Source organism: Proteus sp. fly-1008 (genome assembly GCF_040140305.1).
GTDB lineage: Bacteria > Pseudomonadota > Gammaproteobacteria > Enterobacterales > Enterobacteriaceae > Proteus > Proteus vulgaris_B.
Genome location: NZ_JBEEWH010000001.1, coordinates 541,851 through 559,478, shown reverse-complemented (window position 1 = coordinate 559,478; position 17,628 = coordinate 541,851). Strand labels below are relative to the sequence as shown.

The window sequence follows — 17,628 nt, the reverse complement described above, 5'->3', positions numbered from 1 at the left end:
TAATGAATATCTTATTTATTTGCAGTAAAAACCAATGGCGAAGTCCGACCGCTGAACTATTGTTTGCAGATAGAGAAGGGATTAATACACTTTCAGCTGGTACGCGCAAAGATGCGCAATGTGTTGTTGATAATGAATTACTGAAATGGGCTGATTTAGTGCTTGTCATGGAATCTAAACATTTAAATAGATTATCTGCACATTTTCCGGCAATCATGCGCTATAAAAAAGCACATGTATTGGGAATACCTGATAATTATCGCTTTAATGATCTGGCATTAATTGAACTCCTTGAACAGAAAGTTCAGCCTTATTTACCGATGGAAGCAAAGCTTTCAACTAAATAATTCATTTGTCTTGATAAAAAACGCTCAGCTTAAAGTATAAGACTGAGCGTTTTTTTATATTTGAGAGCCTTGAGTATAAAAAGAATAAGTTAGATTTTTATTTGTTGTATTTATTGATTGTTTTTTCTGATCAAGGATGCTAATTGTGCAAGCTCTTCATCACTCGCGCGTTCAAAATCGTGAGATGAAAGATAACCAGGATATTTATCAAAGAAAATCTTCTGCTTATTTTCAATGGGCGCCCATTTTGTCATATCACCAGTACCATGCATTGGACTAAGTTTACTGTGAACATGATCAACACCAAATCCTTCAAAAAACATGCCTGAGCGAGAAACATCAGGAAATGTTTTATCCAAGATCTTAGCGACTTTTTTGGTTGCAATAACGAGCAAGGCTAAGGCTTCATCGCTTAAATCAAACGCATAACTTGGATAGTGCTTTTTAGGGATAACAACAGTAAAGCCTTTGGTATTAGGGAATATAGAGAGAAAAGCGAGGTGGTGATCATCTTCCCAAATTTTATGGCAAGGTGCTTTTCCCGCAACGATTTGACAGAAAATACAGTTATCCATAGTAATTGCCCCATAATAAAATTACTCGTCATATTTCAAGGTGTAGCGTTGTTGCCGCTACACCTTGAATTATTTGGAGCATCTTCAATAAGTTGTTTACTGTATGTACTCAAATGAAACATTGTGCATAGCTGTATCTTAGTACACCTTAGATCATTTCGAGCATAAGATGATTAAAGTAGGTTTCTTTCAGCTAAATCAAGTGCAAAGTAAGATAGAATTAAATCTGCTCCTGCGCGTTTAATTGAGCCTAAAGTTTCCATGACCACACGATCTTCATCGATTGCACCAGCTAATGCCGCAAATTTAATTTGGGCATATTCACCACTGATCTGATAAGCTGCTAAAGGCAATAACGTACGTTCACGCACATCGCGAATAATATCTAAATAAGCGCCTGCGGGTTTTACCATCAGCATATCAGCGCCTTCTTGCTCATCAATTAATGATTCACGGATCGCTTCACGGCGGTTCATTGGATTCATTTGATAAGTTTTGCGATCACCAATTAAGCGAGAGCCTGCAGCATCACGGAACGGGCCATATAAGGCTGAAGCGAATTTAGTTGAATAAGAGACAATGCCTGTATCACTAAATCCTGCTTTATCAAGAGCTGCGCGAATGGCTGCGACTTGACCATCCATTGCTGCGGATGGCGCGATAAAATCTGCACCAGCTTGTGCCGCAGCAACAGCTTGAAGACCTAAATTATAGATAGTTTCATCATTATCAACATGTTCACCATGTAAAACGCCACAGTGACCATGTGAAGTGTATTCACAAAAACAAGTATCAGACATCACAATCATTTCTGGTACTGCATCTTTACAAATACGAGACATGCGAGAAACTAAGCCATCACTTTTCCAAGCATCACTTCCAGTTTCATCAAGATGATGGGATACCCCAAAAGTCATAACAGTTTTAATGCCAGCTTTGGCAATACGTTCAATTTCATAAGCAAGACGCTTTTCAGGAATACGAACCACACCCGGCATACTTTTAATAGGCTGATAATCATCAAGTCCTTCTTCAACAAAAATAGGCAGAGCGAGATCATTTTTAGTTAAGGTTGTTTCTTGAAAGAGCGCGCGCAGGTTTTCTGACTGGCGTAGTCTTCTTAAACGTTGGATGGATTGTTCGTTGCTCACAATATCTCCTTTTTATGGCCAGTACTAACAAGTATTTACTGTGGTATTATAAACCTTAATATTGATAGATAGATACTCTATAATTGATACTCGTCATACTTCAAGCTGTAGCGTTGTTGACTTCTTTCATTCGCACTAGTCACATACTATTGTATGCTCCTAGCGACTCATTCACTTGTCGCCTAGCTACACCTCGAATTATTTAGAGTATTTACTCGTCATACTTCAAGCTGTAGCGTTGTTGACTTCTTTCATTCGCACTAGTCATATGTAGCAACACCTTGAATTATTTGAAATATTTACTCGTTATATTTCAAGTTGTAGTGTTATTGACCACACCTCGAATTATTTAGAGTGTAGAGAGTTAGTTATAGAGAAAGAGAAAAAAGAGCAGGATAATTTCTACTCTTTAAATTGATGACTACTCATTTCTTAATGAGAGGATTATTTTTTTTGCTCTTCTAATGCAGAGATCATTTGAATTTTACAAGCTGCAACAATTTGAGTTAGGCCTTCTTGGAATTCTGCACGAGAACCAATTTCAGCTTTTGCGTCACGTAAAGAGTTAACAACTTCGATAGTGCCTTCAGTAAATTGTGCTTCAGTTGCTTCTAATTTTGCAAAATCAAATTTCTTTGCATTTAAAGAGGCTACTGCATCTTTGGCGATTTTCTCTGCTGGTTCTTTTGTATCATAAGCTTTAATTGAGATATCTTTAAAGGTATCACAGTAATCATCAGCCATTTTAGTTGGGTTTGCGAAAGCAACTGCGGGCAATAATAGCAGAGATAAGAGAAATGGTTTCATTTTAGCCTCATGTTTATTTTTTGGTACGTACTTATCGAGTGTAACATATAAACAAGGGTGACGATAAATCAGAATAAGTGTAAAAATATAAAACGTTAATTTTTTTAATCCGATTGAATCTAGTTTTATAGCTATAATTGTGTTTAAGGACAATAAACTAGGTTCTTATTTTCAAAGGAAAGTTATAATTAACAATAAATAAAATAACATGGTTTTAATGATATTAGGATTTATCTTTATTTACATTTTATGATATTGGTTTTTATTTATGTTAATAATAAAAAATAGAGAGTTAAATATAAAAATAAGGATAAAATGATAAGCTGTTAATACTGAAGTAAACTTAATTTATTGTATTCTATAGATTAATTTATAAACAACACACTAAAAGTATAAGGTTTTTATCTTACTCCCTAATTCAAATAATATTAAAAATGCTTAACAAAAAATATTTATTATTCAGATTATTAGCTAAAGATAATGAATAAACAAGATAATTATCATTTATAAAATATGAAAAAACTTTTAATGGGAGAGTTAAGAAATGGGAGTAAAAGAGAAAAAAATCCCCTCTATAAAGATAGAGGGGTAGCTAAATGAATAAAGAATGGTTTATTTCGAGATTGAGTATATAGGAATTTAAAACTAATTTTTGTTTATTTGTGCAGCACAAAAAGTTCATAAAATAGAATAAAAACATGTACCAAACCCAATCCAAAATAAATCAATTACTGGCGATAAACAGTTTTAATTTGGCTAATAGTATTACGGAATGTCTCTGCTTGTTTTTCGTCATCAACTTCTGCAATCGCGCGTTCAATATTTAAAATAATACGACCTGCATCTGCTTGGCCTAATGCTTTTAACATATAAGTGACTAGGGTTTTTAAACAAGCCACTTCTTCTGCCAATGTTTCAACATCTGCTTGTGTTTTAAATTTTTCGTTCATTATCTACTTCCTTTGTGTTTAATTGGCCAATGATATCAAATTAGGCCGATAGAATAGCAAAGTCTTGATGAGGGATGAATAGTGTAGCCTCAAGCATTTTATAAGATTGGTATCGTTAGAGTGACAATCAGGCAAAATAGTACGCTCTTACATTTACTCACTAAAATCACGCTATACTTTGAATATCAGTCGTTAAAGAGAGCTTGTATATCTATTGCGATTAATAATAAGAAAAAATGCAGGAAATGGTGGAGAAGAATAAGATGAAAAAAGAGCAGTTATTATATGCAATAACACATTATCCTGCACTTTATCAGCGTAAAACAGGAAATACACATAAAGGTACATTTGGAACAATTGGTATTATTGGTAGTGCTGAAGGAATGAGTGGTGCCATTGTGTTGGCTGGTAAAAGTGCATTAAAAGCGGGCTGTGGAAAAGTTTTTCTTGGTTTCGCACAATTACAACTTCCTCTTCCTTTTATTGATAGCGCACCAGAGCTCATGCTAAAAACAGCGTCTGAGTTAGTCGATAGGCAAGATATTTCTGCTTGGGCTATTGGTTGCGGGTTGGGAGTGTCGGCAAATTCTGAAAATATTTTATTAAATGTATTAGCTCAACGTGATGAAAACCAACCTTATGTTTTTGATGCAGATGCGCTAGTGTTGATGGCAAAATTAAAATCAAAAATCTCACTTAATCAACATTGCGTATTAACGCCGCACCCCAAAGAAGCCTCTATTTTACTTAATTGTACATTGAGTGATGTTCAAAATAACCGAGAACAAGCAGCTAAAGAAATGGCAAAACTTTACCACTGTTGGGCAATACTCAAAGGGGAAAATACAGTTATTACTTCTCCTACAGGTGAGATCCTAATTAACAGAACAGGTAACAGTGGATTATCAACAGCAGGAAGTGGGGATGTCTTAACCGGTATCATGGGAAGTTTTTTAGCGCAAGGAATGGTAATGTCTGAAGCGGTTAAAAGCGCGGTTTGGATACATGGTATTGCTGCTGATATTTTAGTTGAAAAAGGTATTGGACCAATAGGATTAACCGCTTCAGAATTGATTGATACTGTTCGCGATGTTCGTAATCAAATATGGGCGCAAACACAACAACATAATGCCGATTATTTTGAATAAGATCTTTTGTTTTATCGTATAACGTATTAATAATTAAAGTAGGTTTATATTAAGATTAGATTGTTTTTAGTTAATTCACTCACAGTAATCTTTGGGTTATTGCGGTAGGATTAAGGCAAATGGAGAGTTGAGAGGAGTTATTATGTATAAAACGATTTTAGTACCTATTGATATTGTAGAAGAAGAGTTAACCAGTAAAGCAGTACGACATGCTGTGTATTTAGCAAAAGAAACGGGAGCTAACTTACATTTAATTCATGTTCTTCCTATCTCTTCGGCAATCATTAATGCTTATTCACTGGGTTATCCAGAAATTAAAGATAAAGCGACAGTGAAAGCAGAAAATGATATGCAAATGTTGGTAGATTCGGTAGATTTACCAGCTGAAAAGGTCGCTTATACGGTTACTTTTGGCTCACCTCGTGATGAAATTTTAGTTACAGCAAAAGATATTCAAGCCGACTTAATTGTCATAGGCTCACGCAGGCCTAATATTAGCACTCATTTATTAGGTTCTACCGCAGCGGGCGTAGTTCGCTACGCGGAAATTTCAGTGTTAGTTGTTCGTTAATATATTCATTAATATGCTATGAGTATTCCTCGTAGCATATTTTATTTTTGCGTAGTTTATCTTATTTATTTAGTAAGCCATTTATTGAGTAAACACTCTATAGAGTGAATAAGAATGGAAAAATTCACCCAAGAACTTTTAAGGCTCGATCGTTTTATTCTACGCATCTTACGCTATTATGTAATAGGCTCTATTTTCTTTTTTTTAGGGTTATTACCCGGCGTATTAGGATTCTATTTAATTGAAGGGCATAGCTTTATGGAGTCCTCATTAAATGCAATTTCTATGTTGAGTGGACAACCAGTAGAGCCTGCACCTGCAACCCCAACAGGGCGCTTTTTTATTGCAATATATGGTTTGTTTCTTCAGTGTGTTTTTATTTTATCAATTGGGCTGGTTGTCACACCGTTTATTCATCGACAATTGCATAAATGGCATCTTGAGGAAGATTAAATAAGCAAGCTGTGGGTTTAACGCTACAATAAAAACAGACAGTAATCTGATAATGAGGAGTTGCTATGTACAAAACAATTCTAGTACCTGTTGATATTTCAGAAGATGAGTTAACGAAAAAAGCCTTACAACACGCTGTTTATATTGCCAAACTAGAAGGTGCGAAACTGCATCTTTTCCATGCTATTCCTGATATTTCACGTTTTTCTATTAGCTATAGCTATCACTATGACATGTTAAGTTCTTTTGCCAACAAAGCGCTTGAACGTGTACAAGAACAACTGCAAGAATTAGCTAATAGTATCGATTTGCCTAATGAACGAGTTGAATATTCAGCCGTATTTGGTTCTGCAAGAGATAAAGTTTTAGAGCTAGCTGAAAAAATTAATGCTGATTTGATTGTGATTGGTTCACGTCGTCCAAGTATTTCAACACACTTATTAGGTTCAAATGCGTCAGGTATCGTTGCTTATGCGAAGCAATCTGTTTTAGTTGTCCGCTAAAAATTTTCATAAAAGTAAAAAAACAGCAAAAGCCCCTAAATTATTTATTTGGGGGCTTTTTTACTTTGGTTTATAAAAAATCACTTATCATTTCGGATATGCATTGTCATTTCAATGCTAGGTAAAAAAATATAGATAGGTGTAATTGTTTATTAAGTGGTTTTTATGCAAACATAAGGGATTTCATTGATTGAGAATGATAGGCATTCTAAAGTGGGTTCTATTATTTTTTAATGAGAGATGAGTATTATGTTGAATACCAAATTTGGCACCTTTGTTATTTTATATACTCGTCATACTTCAAATTACAGCGTTATAGGCGACGTCTATTTGCACAAGTTATATACTATTGCACGTATCCTAAAAGCTCTGCTTGTTGGTTAGCCGTATCCTGAATGATTTAGAATACATATTATTTAACGAGTTTTCTAAAGCAGAGATCCTACGAATAAAAGCGAGTGAGTAAATAAAGATTGATCTACCTACTGCCTTAAATATTTTATTTCTTCATAATAATATTGAAAGATAATAGGGCGAGGAATGAGCTATGCTGATAAACTTTATATTAGCAGTAGCTCGTTTTTGATTAAAACTAAGGCATGGTATGGATAATGAGATAATGGCGGACTGCACTGCCATTTCACAAGATAAACAGCGTGAAATTACCAAGTTATGTATTCAAACTGCGTTATTGCTATTGCAGCATGGCGCAGAAAGCATGCTGGTTGAACAGCTTTCAACCCGTTTAGGTTTAGCTTTAGGTGTACATCAAGTCGAAAGTGCAATTTCTGCTAATGCAGTTGTATTAACGACGATAGTCAATGGACATTGTCAGACATCAACACGAAAGATAGTTGATCGTGGCATTAATATGCATGTAGTGACAGAGGTTCAGCATATTGTTATTTTGGTTGAACATCATCTTGCAGATATTCATGAAGCAAGAAAACGCTTTGAGCATATAAAGCCATTACGCTATCCACGTTGGGTGATTATTTTTATGATTGCCTTATCTTGTGGTTGTTTTTCTAAATTAAATGGTGGCAACTGGGATGGTTTTTTAGTTTCGGCTATTGGTGGTGGCCTTGGTATGTTTGTACGCCAAGTATTAACGCATCGTCAAATGAATCCACTAATTAATTTTTGTATTACTGCTTTTGTTGCCACATCTGTTTCAGGTTTATTATTAAAGCTCTCTTATTTTCAAACAACTGCAACTATTTCAATGGCTGCCAGTGTTTTATTACTGGTTCCCGGATTTCCTTTAATTAATGCTGTTGCTGATATGTTTAAAGGCCATGTTAATACGGGGTTAGCGCGTTGGGCAATGGCAACAATGTTAACATTGGCAACCTGTTTAGGGGTTATTTTAGCCATGGCAGTATGGGAGTTAAGAGATTGGGCATAATAACGATTATTCTTACCCTTATTGAAGATATGATTTTAGCCGCCATTCCTGCAGTGGGTTTCGCAATGGTATTTAATGTGCCTTTACGTGCTTTAAAATATTGTGCGTTATTAGGGGCAATAGGGCATGGCTCACGTACTGTGCTGATTATGAGTGGAATGAATATTGAATGGGCAAGTTTCTGTGCCGCAATTTTAGTCGGTTGCATTGGTATTCAATGGTCACGCTGGTGGCTTGCTCATCCTAAAGTTTTCACTGTCGCGGCTGTTATTCCAATGTTCCCTGGAATTAATGCCTATATCGCGATGATCTCTGTGGTGAAATTAACACAAATCGGTTATAGCGAGGAGATTTTTGAAGCTTTAGTTACTAATTTCCTTAAAGCTTCATTTATTGTCGGTGCGCTTTCTATCGGGCTATCCTTGCCGGGATTATGGTTATATCGCAAGCGTCCGAGTGTATAATTTCTTACATCGCGTGTTGTAGTGAATTTAATGTAATATCCAGTTCATTTTTGTCAGAAATAATAATTTGAATTCGTAATTTGTTTTCAGACTCCAAACTTGCATGCGCTTTAACATCTTCGTTATTCGCATGCTTTTTTGTGATCTCTACTAATTCATCCATTAAATTCAGCATATTCTCATTCATTTTTAAATTTCTCCAAATCATTGATGGACTAAACCATAGCAAATCCCTTTTGCGTTAATGTCGAGAATAACGGCTTTTTCTATTACTATTCACACTTATTGTTTTATTTTTCACATAAAAAATAGCAAGAAAGATTGCCCAAAATAAATTTAAAAAAGGTAATATAAAGAAAAATAAAAATAAGATTATCAGTTGGTTATTAAAGATAATTCTTATTGGGTTTAATAAAATAAAGCGTAAGGCAGATATCACTTTGAGAAAAATATTACACTATACCGCGATTGTATTGGGTTTATTTATTTTTACATTAAATGTTCAAGCACAAGTCCCAGAAAATTTTACAAAAGCAAAAGAGATAGCAAAAGAACGTATCTATTATGATCAAAATCAAAAATCACAAGGAACGATTTATTGTGGCTGCGATTGGGAATGGGTAGGGAAATCTGGTGGTCGTGTCGATTTAGCCAGTTGTGGCTATCAAGTAAGAACACAACAAACAAGAGCTGCACGTATTGAGTGGGAACATATTGTTCCTGCATGGGTGTTTGGGCATCAGCGTCAATGTTGGCAAAATGGTGGTCGAGCTAATTGTGTGAAAAACGATCCTGTGTTTGGCAAGATCGAAGCCGATTTACACAATTTAGCACCGTCTATTGGTGAAGTTAATGGTGATCGTAGTAATTTCAGCTTTGGGCAATTACCTACTCAAGCACCTTACCAATATGGTCAATGCCGTAGCCGTGTTGATTTTGCCTCACGTACTTTTGAGCCTCGTAATGAAGTAAAAGGTCAAGTAGCAAGGGTCTATTTCTATTTACATGATCGCTATAATCTCTCAATGTCACGTCAGCAACAACAATTATTAATGGCTTGGGATAAGTCTTATCCGCCAACGACATGGGAAAAAGAGCGTGATAATCGTATTGCTCGTGTCGTTGGATATCATAATCCTTTTGTGACGGGAGAAGTGAAATGGCAATTAGGGCATAAAAATAGTGGTGTCGGATTATCTGCAACAAATAATGCACCTGTCACTAAAGCTAAAACTGAAACTCCTAAACAAGTAAGTACATCACAGTCTGAAAGTATTAAGGGTAATACAAATAGTAAAATTTATCATTTTGCCCATTGCTCTGGTTATAAAACCATGTCAGATAAAAATGCTGTCTTCTTTAAAACAGAAAATGAGGCTATTAAGGCAGGTTATCGTTTAGCAAATAACTGCAAACAGCCTTAAGGGTGATTATTTAGATTACATCCAACGACGAACGTGGCGGCAATATTGTTGCCACGCTTGTGGAAATAACTCATTTAAGATCTTCTCTTCACGTACTATCGTATAGCGATCAGTAATAAAGTAGAACGCAATCGCTGCACCTAAAAATCCCCAATTACCAAAAATAAAAAATAGTCCAATACTGATGTCCAAAAAACCGAGATACATAGGATTACGGCTAATTTTATAAGGGCCACTTGTCACTAATTGTCGAGGTGTGTGATTGGGATTAGGAGATGTTTTTTGTTTAATAAAAAATGAGAGGCAATAAAAAAGCCAGATCCCAGAAGTCGTAATAGTCAGTAAACCTAAATAAAAAAAGAAACCCATTTTTAGAGAGCCTGAGTGAAGTTCAAAACTAATAAATGGAATTAGGTTAAGTAGTAACCAATAAATAAAAGGTAATCGCAAGAAATTCATTTATTCCCCCTAAAATAACACTTATTGTTATTTTTATGTTAAGTTCATCTCGTTATAGATAAGCTCAGTATTGAAAATATTTTTCTTTTGTCATTATACTGTCACAAAGCTTCGTTAATTTTCACTCTAACTCCATGATGGGGAATATGAATGATAGAAGCAATGGAAATATCTCATTACTCACAGAAAACCGGCAACAACCGTTCATTGATGTTTAATGTTCAGGATTGTGACCGGTTTTTTTGTTTTCTGTGACTAAACAGAGTCTAAAGGGGACTCATCGGTAAGCGAATGGAAGACAAATAGAGATGTCGATGACTTTTTGAAGACTAACAAGGGTAAATACCACTATGAGTAGACAAAAAGCAGCAACACGATCACGCCGAGAAAATAAGCGTACTTCACGTAAAGAACAACGTAGTGGAGTACATAGAGATAATGTGATGATTTTACCGGGGTTTGGGGATATTGATACTATTGGTATGGCGAGAGAGAAGCGTGATGAACGTGTACTTTCTCCGCGTAATGAAATACAGCGCCAATATATGAATGCCATTAAACATCAAAGTCTTATTTTTGCTACAGGAGAAGCGGGGTGTGGTAAAACGTTTCTTAGTACCGCAATGGCAGCCGACGCACTAATTAACAAAGATATAGAGCGTATTATTGTGACACGCCCAGTTTTACAAGCTGATGAAGATTTAGGTTTTTTACCGGGTGATATTGCTGAGAAGTTCGCACCTTATTTTCGTCCTGTTTATGATGTATTAGTGAAACGCTTAGGTGCTTCGTTTTTACAATATTGTCTACGACCCGAAATTGGTAAAGTTGAAATTGCCCCTTTTGCTTATATGCGTGGTCGTACATTTGAAAATGCCTTTGTTATTTTAGATGAAGCACAAAATGTTACCGTGAATCAAATGAAGTTATTTCTAACACGTATGGGCGAGAATGTTACCGTGGTTGTTAATGGTGATATAACCCAATGTGATTTACCTTCACATATAAATTCAGGATTAGCGGATGCCCTTATTCGATTTGAGGAAAATAAGCAAATTGGCGTGATTAAATTCACACAAGAAGACTGTGTGCGTTCAACTTTATGTCAACATGTATTAGCAGCATATACTAATTGAATAAAGTTCAGAGTTTCTGCATAAAATAATCAAAGGCTACATATTATTGAGATAGTTAATATGTAGCCTATCAAAAATTAAATATGTTAAATGGTATGGTGTTGATATTTTATCAATTTTCTAAAGCACTCTTTTATTGACGATTATTTCCACTATAAAATTTATACACTCTCTCATTCTGAATGAAAAGGTATTTTTTATATCTTAATAAGGAATAGTTTATTAAAATAAATTATTCCTTATTTTTTCGTTTTTAAAAAAACTATTCTTTATTAGAGTGCTTATTAATACATTAATTGTTATTGTTTTTTAGTTAATTGTATTTAAATTAAATAATAAATTTAAATATCAATACATTTATATATTAACTATGGTATATGGTTAATTAAATTTGACTTAAGTCACGAATTTTAAAAAATGTTTATTTTTATTTGTTGAGGTTTTTAAATGTAGCTAATATCAAAAATGACTAGGGTTTTTTATTCATCCTTTAGTTAATGATGGCAATAATAGAAGCTTATTTTTGCTAATTAAATATTTGTCTATTCTTGGGGTTATATATGCTTAAACATAAACTCCCACTGTCATTATTATCAGTGGCTATATTGTCGACGTCAGCATTTGCCGCAACTAACAGCGCCGGTGGAATTATTTCTTTCTCTGGTGCTATTAGTGATACCACTTGTACCATTAATGGGGGAAATAGTGCCGATTTCTCTATTTTATTAGATCCTATTACTGTATCTGATGCAGGAACAACAGCTAATACTGTGATCACCAAAAATCAAAAAGAGTTTGCTTTAACATTCTCTGATTGTGCACCGGCATCAACACCCAGTGGCAGTAATTTAAAAATACATTTTTCATCTGCAAATAGTATTTCAACAAGTGGGTTATATTTAGTGAATGATACCGCTAATGAAAATGATCCAACAGTTGCAAAAAATGTCGGCTTTAGCTTATCGACAACGGCTGCACCAACGGTTGCTATACCGTTAAATGTAACATTTGATACGGGCATTAAAGGTGATAAAACAGCGCCTGATTCAGATACACTACGTTTAATTGCGAGTTATTATAAAACCAATGCAACAGCGGCTAAAACAGGGCCTGTACACTCTAACGTTATTTATACTGTCTCTTATTTATAATCTAAAGGAACCAGACTCAATTTGAGTCTGGTTTTTTAGGGTGTTTATAATGAAAAAATTAATTATCTTTTTTATTGCTTTGATATTACCAATGAGCGTATTTGCTAATGTTATTATTAACGGTACACGCGTTATTTATTATGAAGGTGTAGATAGTGTTAATCTTCAATTAACAAATAATGGTGATTTAGCTTCACTTATACAAAGTTGGATAGATGACGGTGATGTCGATTCAACGCCGGAAGATGCTAATTCTCCTTTTTATTTATACCCACCCATTGTAAAAATAGCGGGTAGGCAGGGACAAACATTAAGAATAAAGAATTCCAATGAAGGATTAAAAGATAATGTTGAACAAGTTTATTTTTTAAATATTCTTGATATCCCTGAAAATGCGGAAGCCTTAAAAGGAAAAAGTTATTTACAATTAGCGATGAAAACAAGAATTAAAGTTTTTTATCGACCGAAAGGGTTAATGGATGATCCAGCACGTATTAATGAAAAAATAACGTATCAATTGAATGGCAATAAAGTCATTGTTAAAAATAACTCACAGTATCATTTCACTATAGCCTCTATTTCTACACAAGAAACTCCTCGTATTACGCTTGTTGATTCTGAAATGATCTCGCCTTTATCTTCTCGTGAGTTACCACTAATTAATAAATTAATCAGTCATTCGGTCGTTGTTATTTATGTTGATGATTTTGGTGTTTATAAATCACAGAATATTAAACTCTAACTGAGACAGCATCGTGAATAATCCAAAATACCTCTCAATCCTTATTTTTTTAGGAATGCAACATTATGCTCAAGATCTGTATGCAGAGGGATTTGATACATCTTTATTAGTAGGAAAATCAAAAAACGGGGATATTTCACGATTTTATATAGATGATAAAGTGCCTGAAGGGAAACAACTTGTTGATGTCTATGTTAATCAAGCATGGAAAGGGCAATTTGAAATAAATGTTCTTGGTGCTAAGACAGGGATGAGCATTGAAACAGAAAATGTAAATAAGCTCGGTTTAAATTTATCTTTATCAGCCAAACAAAAAATAACAGAACAAAAAACAATTTTAATTAACGAGCTTGCAAAAAATGTTACTACAACATTAGATATTAATCGGTTAAGGCTTGATATCAGTGCACCTCAGATTTCTATTAAACAATCTGAAATGGGATATGTTGATCCCAGTTATTGGGAGCGAGGTATCTCGGCGCTGATCTTATCCTATAATTTAAATTACTATAACTACAAAGAGAAAAAAGGAAATAAAAGTAATAACGAAAATTTCTTTGCCAATCTTAACTCAGGTATTAACTTAGGAGCATGGCAATTTAGAGATGAATCTAACTATTCCTACTATTCTCACGGGAAAAGCCAGTGGAAGAATAATACCCGCTATGTGTATAAGGCGCTAAGTCAGATAACTGCGGGATTAACGATTGGTGATTTTTATACACCTGCGGCACTCTTTACCAGTATTTCATTTAGAGGCGCATCATTAGCGACAGAAATGGGAATGCTACCCAATTCAAGCCAAGGATTTGCTCCTATTATTCGGGGTGTTGCTCAAACCAACGCATTAGTCAGTGTTTATCAAAATGAAAATTTAGTTTTTCAAGAAAATGTGCCTCCTGGCGAGTTTTCTTTTCGAGATATTCAACCCACAGCAGGTGGCGGTGATCTGTTAGTGGTTGTTCAAGAAGCTGATGGAAGAAGAGAGTCTTTCACGGTGCCATTTTCAGCCGTTCCCGATATGCTAAAAGAAGGAGTATATCGCTATAATGTGATGCTAGGCGAATCACGCATTAACAATACGGATTATCGAGCTAAATTTGCACAAGGTGAATTTCATTATGGATTAAATAATTTAGTAACTGTATATGCAGGAGGAATTGTCAGCGAAGATTATTATTCAGCATTAATAGGGAGTGGTTGGAATTTTAAATTTGGCGCAATCTCTGCGGATATAACTCATGCAAGCGCAGATCTACAAATCGGTAAGAAGACAGGACAAAGCTTTCGTCTGGCATATAGCAAATATATGGATGCCACATTAACAAATTTAACACTGGCGGCTTATCGTTATTCAACTCGTGATTATTATAGTTTTGTTGATTCTATTTACTCGCATGACAATTACCAAGCTTGGAAAGATTATCAAAATGATCTCGCTAAACAGCAGGGAAATAATAATACTATTTCTGATTTAGATTTAACAACCTTTGACGCATTAAGAGGATCACGAGCAAAAAATACGTTTACCATTAATCTTAACCAATATCTAGGTGGTCAAAGAGGCGTTATTTTTCTTTCAGGCACGCATCGAAATTATTGGAATACAACTAACAGTAATCGAGAGTATCAATTAGGATATTCAAATAACTATAACGATATTGCTTATAATCTTTCTGTATCCAAATTAAGAAATTACGATAATAAAGAAGAAACACGTTATTACTTAAATGTCAGTATCCCTGTTTCGTTTTTCGATAAAAGAACAAACCTAAATACCTCTATTTACGCGGCAGACTCACGCTATCAGCAATCTACATTAAGTTTAAGTGGAACGGCAGGTAAAGATGATTTAGTCAATTATACTTTAACAGGTTCAAATCAAACGGGTGGGAATAATTTAGTCGGTGCAAATGTGAGTTATCGCCACCCTTATAGCACACTTTCCGCTTCTTATACTGAGGCAAATGATTATCGTCAAGGTGGATTAGGGACAAGAGGAACCGTTGTTGCTATTCCTAATCATATTGCATTTTCAGGAGATACTGGAAAAACCTATACCATTATTGAAGCACCAATGGCAAATAATATGATGGTGAATGGACATAAAGCAACCTTAACTAATCATCAAGGTGTTGTATTGGTGGCAAATAGCATTCCTTATCGTACAAATATTTATACATTAACCAATACTGAACTTCCATCAAATGCTGAAGTTGTTGGAAATATCACGCATGTCACTCCTTATTTAGGTGCAGTTAATTATCTTTCATTAGAAACGGATCAACGCCAAACTTTTATTATTAGAGCTTCTTTAGATAATGGTGAAAGTTTACCTTTTGGAACAGAAGTTTTTAATAATAAGAAACAAGCAATAGGATATGTAGGACAATCCGGTGTACTTTATTTAAAAAGTGATACGTTACCGTCTTCTGTCTCTATAAAAATAAATGAAACCGGCAAAATAGAATGTGTAATTAGCCATTTAATTAATACGATGGATAAAAATCGTAATATCTGTCGATAAAGGAAAGTTCTATGAAATTATCAACCTTTATATTTTTATTATTAATAGGAATATTAAGCCAAAAGGCGATTGCTAATTGTAAGCCAGATAGTACGATCACAGCACCAGATATTAATTTCGACATATCTGGAGATTTAAATAGCGCTTCAACAACGGTTACGAAGGCGAGTAGAACAACATTTCCAGGTACATTTAAATGTACAGCAAGAGGGCTATTTCCTAATTCAGTGGGTATAGCTTCACCCTTTGCTGATAATCGAACAGGAACAATTGGTTTTAATGGTGGAAAACAGTTTGTTTCTATCACTTTAACGTCATTAGAAAAAAAGAGTGTGGAAAATATTGCTGCGGGAACGCATCCTGCATCTGATTTAGATACTAATTTTACCCTTAAATTTACGTTACTCACCTCTAAGCCATCGAGTAATTACACTGAAGTAAGTGGAAATACGGCCCTTGTAACCCCGGTTATTTTAGCCTCTGATGCATCAAGTGTAGGGATTATTCAATGGTTGCTGAATATTGTGATTAAATTAGTGCAGTTTTTATTAACGTGGGTATGGCCTGTCGATCAAAATGATATTTTTTTACAACCAATGAAAATTACCTATAACCCAGTAATGACAACATGTGATTTTTCTAATGCAGGACTTGTTGTCTCATTACCTTTAATTAGTGTAAAAGAGGTAAAAACAGTTGATAAAGCCGGTTATACTCCTTTTACATTAAACTTTACCTGCCAAAATTTATTAGGTGATTCGAAAACATCTCGTAATATTAATATGTTTTTATCAAGCCAAAACTTATTAGCGGCGGATAAAACCATATTAACGAATACTACCGCACAGGGGGCAGGAGGGGTTGGATTTCGTGTCGTAAAAGCAGATAACACAAATAGCCCGCTTGTTTTATCTGATTCCATAAATACACAAGGGAGTGCGACGAGTATTTTTAGTGTGACTAAAGGGAGTACATTATCTCCTGTATTTTCTATTAATATGGGCGCTTACTACTCCCCTTATAATGCGAATACGGTGACTCAAGGTAAAATAACAAGTTCGGCAACACTGGTAATGTCTTACGATTAAAAGGTGTCAAGATGAAAAAAATTTTTATTCTGTTATTTATATTGATAACGCCTTTTACAAATGCCAGCGTAGTGTTAGAACGAACGCGTTTAGTTTTCCCTGCTGACCAATCAACGATATTATTACAGATAGTTAATCAAAGTGAGCAATCAACATTAATTCAGAGTTGGACAGATGAGGGAAATATTGCATCGACGCCAGAAACCACAACTGCACCTTTTCTTGTTATTCCTCCTATGGCGAAAATATCTGCAAATGGGGGGCTGCAATTAAAATTACAGCAACTTGATAATTCTTTACCACAAGATAGAGAATCTATTTTTTATTTAAATGTATTAGATATTCCGCCAAAGCCAGACAAGAAAGAAAATGTAAATACACTCCAATTAGCTTTACAGACACGAATAAAAATTTTCTACCGACCTAATCAACTTACATTAACGACCCGCGATATTTTTAAACAGATTGAAATTACACAGAGCGCGCAATATTTAGAGATAAATAATCCTAGTGCTTATTTTTTTACTATTTCAAAGATCTATATTGATGATAAAGAAGCTCAACCTCTCATTAATGCTATTATGGTTGCGCCATTTTCAAAACAAAAAGTTCAATATCAAGGACAGGTAGATCCTCATCAAATTATGACTCTTGTTTATATTGATGATGATGGAAATTATCAGCAAGATGAGAAAAGGATGAAGAAATAGCGTTTTCATATCAC

Annotated in this window: 20 protein-coding genes; 14 read left to right on the top strand and 6 right to left on the bottom strand. The window is 34.7% G+C overall.

Annotation, left to right across the window (positions count from 1 at the left end; translation table 11 throughout):
* Positions 1 to 2 precede the first annotated feature (2 nt).
* Entirely contained in the window at positions 3 to 347 is a 345-nt protein-coding gene (locus tag ABN256_RS02645; RefSeq protein ID WP_197269123.1) for a low molecular weight protein tyrosine phosphatase family protein, read from the top strand.
* 110 nt (positions 348 to 457) lie between these two features.
* Here the strand turns inward: ABN256_RS02645 and ABN256_RS02640 are convergent, their stop codons facing one another.
* The 4 genes from ABN256_RS02640 to ABN256_RS02625 form a co-directional block, all read right to left on the bottom strand.
* Positions 458 to 922: an HIT family protein gene (locus ABN256_RS02640; RefSeq protein ID WP_072068274.1), complete on the bottom strand. Its 465-nt coding sequence runs from the start codon at positions 920 to 922 to the stop codon at positions 458 to 460.
* A gap of 173 nt (positions 923 to 1,095) precedes the next feature.
* Positions 1,096 to 2,073: a porphobilinogen synthase gene (gene hemB / locus ABN256_RS02635; protein ID WP_072064069.1), complete on the bottom strand. Its 978-nt coding sequence runs from the start codon at positions 2,071 to 2,073 to the stop codon at positions 1,096 to 1,098.
* A gap of 444 nt (positions 2,074 to 2,517) precedes the next feature.
* Positions 2,518 to 2,880, bottom strand: coding sequence for a hypothetical protein (locus ABN256_RS02630; protein WP_349439074.1), 363 nt, complete (start codon positions 2,878 to 2,880; stop codon positions 2,518 to 2,520).
* A 728-nt stretch (positions 2,881 to 3,608) separates the two neighbouring features.
* Positions 3,609 to 3,830, bottom strand: a complete 222-nt coding sequence (locus ABN256_RS02625) for a DUF2594 family protein (protein WP_036936466.1) — start codon at positions 3,828 to 3,830, stop codon at positions 3,609 to 3,611.
* 263 nt (positions 3,831 to 4,093) lie between these two features.
* On the opposite strand from ABN256_RS02625, the gene ABN256_RS02620 reads away from it, so the two are divergent.
* The 6 genes from ABN256_RS02620 (at position 4,094) to ABN256_RS02595 (ending at position 8,377) form a co-directional block, all read left to right on the top strand.
* On the top strand, positions 4,094 to 4,978 hold the full coding sequence (locus tag ABN256_RS02620; RefSeq protein WP_196554136.1) for an NAD(P)H-hydrate dehydratase: 885 nt from the start codon (positions 4,094 to 4,096) through the stop codon (positions 4,976 to 4,978).
* A 142-nt stretch (positions 4,979 to 5,120) separates the two neighbouring features.
* Positions 5,121 to 5,549, top strand: coding sequence for a universal stress protein (locus ABN256_RS02615; RefSeq protein WP_036912874.1), 429 nt, complete (start codon positions 5,121 to 5,123; stop codon positions 5,547 to 5,549).
* Between the two features lie 114 nt (positions 5,550 to 5,663).
* A complete protein-coding gene (locus ABN256_RS02610; protein WP_115349858.1) occupies positions 5,664 to 6,002 on the top strand; it encodes a hypothetical protein in 339 nt (112 codons plus the stop codon).
* Between the two features lie 65 nt (positions 6,003 to 6,067).
* On the top strand, positions 6,068 to 6,505 hold the full coding sequence (locus tag ABN256_RS02605; protein WP_072068270.1) for a universal stress protein: 438 nt from the start codon (positions 6,068 to 6,070) through the stop codon (positions 6,503 to 6,505).
* Positions 6,506 to 7,109: 604 nt separating this feature from the next.
* The gene (locus ABN256_RS02600; protein WP_115349856.1) at positions 7,110 to 7,913 is read left to right on the top strand and encodes a threonine/serine exporter family protein; all 804 of its coding nucleotides are present in this window, start codon (positions 7,110 to 7,112) and stop codon (positions 7,911 to 7,913) included.
* Entirely contained in the window at positions 7,904 to 8,377 is a 474-nt protein-coding gene (locus ABN256_RS02595; protein WP_176694679.1) for a threonine/serine exporter, read from the top strand. Before ABN256_RS02600 ends, ABN256_RS02595 begins: the two co-directional genes overlap by 10 nt.
* A 4-nt stretch (positions 8,378 to 8,381) precedes the next feature.
* Here the strand turns inward: ABN256_RS02595 and ABN256_RS02590 are convergent, their stop codons facing one another.
* On the bottom strand, positions 8,382 to 8,564 hold the full coding sequence (locus tag ABN256_RS02590) for a hypothetical protein (protein ID WP_036912881.1): 183 nt from the start codon (positions 8,562 to 8,564) through the stop codon (positions 8,382 to 8,384).
* 253 nt (positions 8,565 to 8,817) lie between these two features.
* Between ABN256_RS02590 and ABN256_RS02585 the strand changes: the two genes are divergently transcribed.
* Positions 8,818 to 9,801, top strand: coding sequence for an endonuclease (locus ABN256_RS02585; RefSeq protein WP_349439071.1), 984 nt, complete (start codon positions 8,818 to 8,820; stop codon positions 9,799 to 9,801).
* A gap of 15 nt (positions 9,802 to 9,816) precedes the next feature.
* Here the strand turns inward: ABN256_RS02585 and ABN256_RS02580 are convergent, their stop codons facing one another.
* Positions 9,817 to 10,260 carry a methyltransferase family protein gene (locus ABN256_RS02580; protein WP_115349854.1) on the bottom strand — a complete coding sequence of 148 codons (444 nt, stop codon included), beginning with the start codon at positions 10,258 to 10,260 and terminating at the stop codon, positions 9,817 to 9,819.
* A 350-nt stretch (positions 10,261 to 10,610) separates the two neighbouring features.
* Here ABN256_RS02580 and phoH point away from each other — a divergent pair, with 350 nt between their 5' ends.
* From phoH to ABN256_RS02550, 6 genes are all read left to right on the top strand, one after another.
* Entirely contained in the window at positions 10,611 to 11,396 is a 786-nt protein-coding gene (gene phoH, locus ABN256_RS02575; RefSeq protein ID WP_196554138.1) for a phosphate starvation-inducible protein PhoH, read from the top strand.
* Positions 11,397 to 11,956: 560 nt separating this feature from the next.
* Complete coding sequence (locus ABN256_RS02570; RefSeq protein ID WP_349439069.1) at positions 11,957 to 12,547, top strand: fimbrial protein; 591 nt, start codon at positions 11,957 to 11,959, stop codon at positions 12,545 to 12,547.
* A gap of 49 nt (positions 12,548 to 12,596) precedes the next feature.
* A complete protein-coding gene (locus ABN256_RS02565) occupies positions 12,597 to 13,289 on the top strand; it encodes a fimbrial biogenesis chaperone (protein ID WP_196554140.1) in 693 nt (230 codons plus the stop codon).
* 13 nt (positions 13,290 to 13,302) lie between these two features.
* Positions 13,303 to 15,816 carry a fimbria/pilus outer membrane usher protein gene (locus ABN256_RS02560; protein ID WP_349439068.1) on the top strand — a complete coding sequence of 838 codons (2,514 nt, stop codon included), beginning with the start codon at positions 13,303 to 13,305 and terminating at the stop codon, positions 15,814 to 15,816.
* An 11-nt stretch (positions 15,817 to 15,827) separates the two neighbouring features.
* Complete coding sequence (locus tag ABN256_RS02555; RefSeq protein ID WP_349439066.1) at positions 15,828 to 16,904, top strand: fimbrial protein; 1,077 nt, start codon at positions 15,828 to 15,830, stop codon at positions 16,902 to 16,904.
* Between the two features lie 11 nt (positions 16,905 to 16,915).
* Positions 16,916 to 17,614, top strand: a complete 699-nt coding sequence (locus ABN256_RS02550) for a fimbrial biogenesis chaperone (RefSeq protein ID WP_340893140.1) — start codon at positions 16,916 to 16,918, stop codon at positions 17,612 to 17,614.
* Positions 17,615 to 17,628 lie beyond the last annotated feature (14 nt).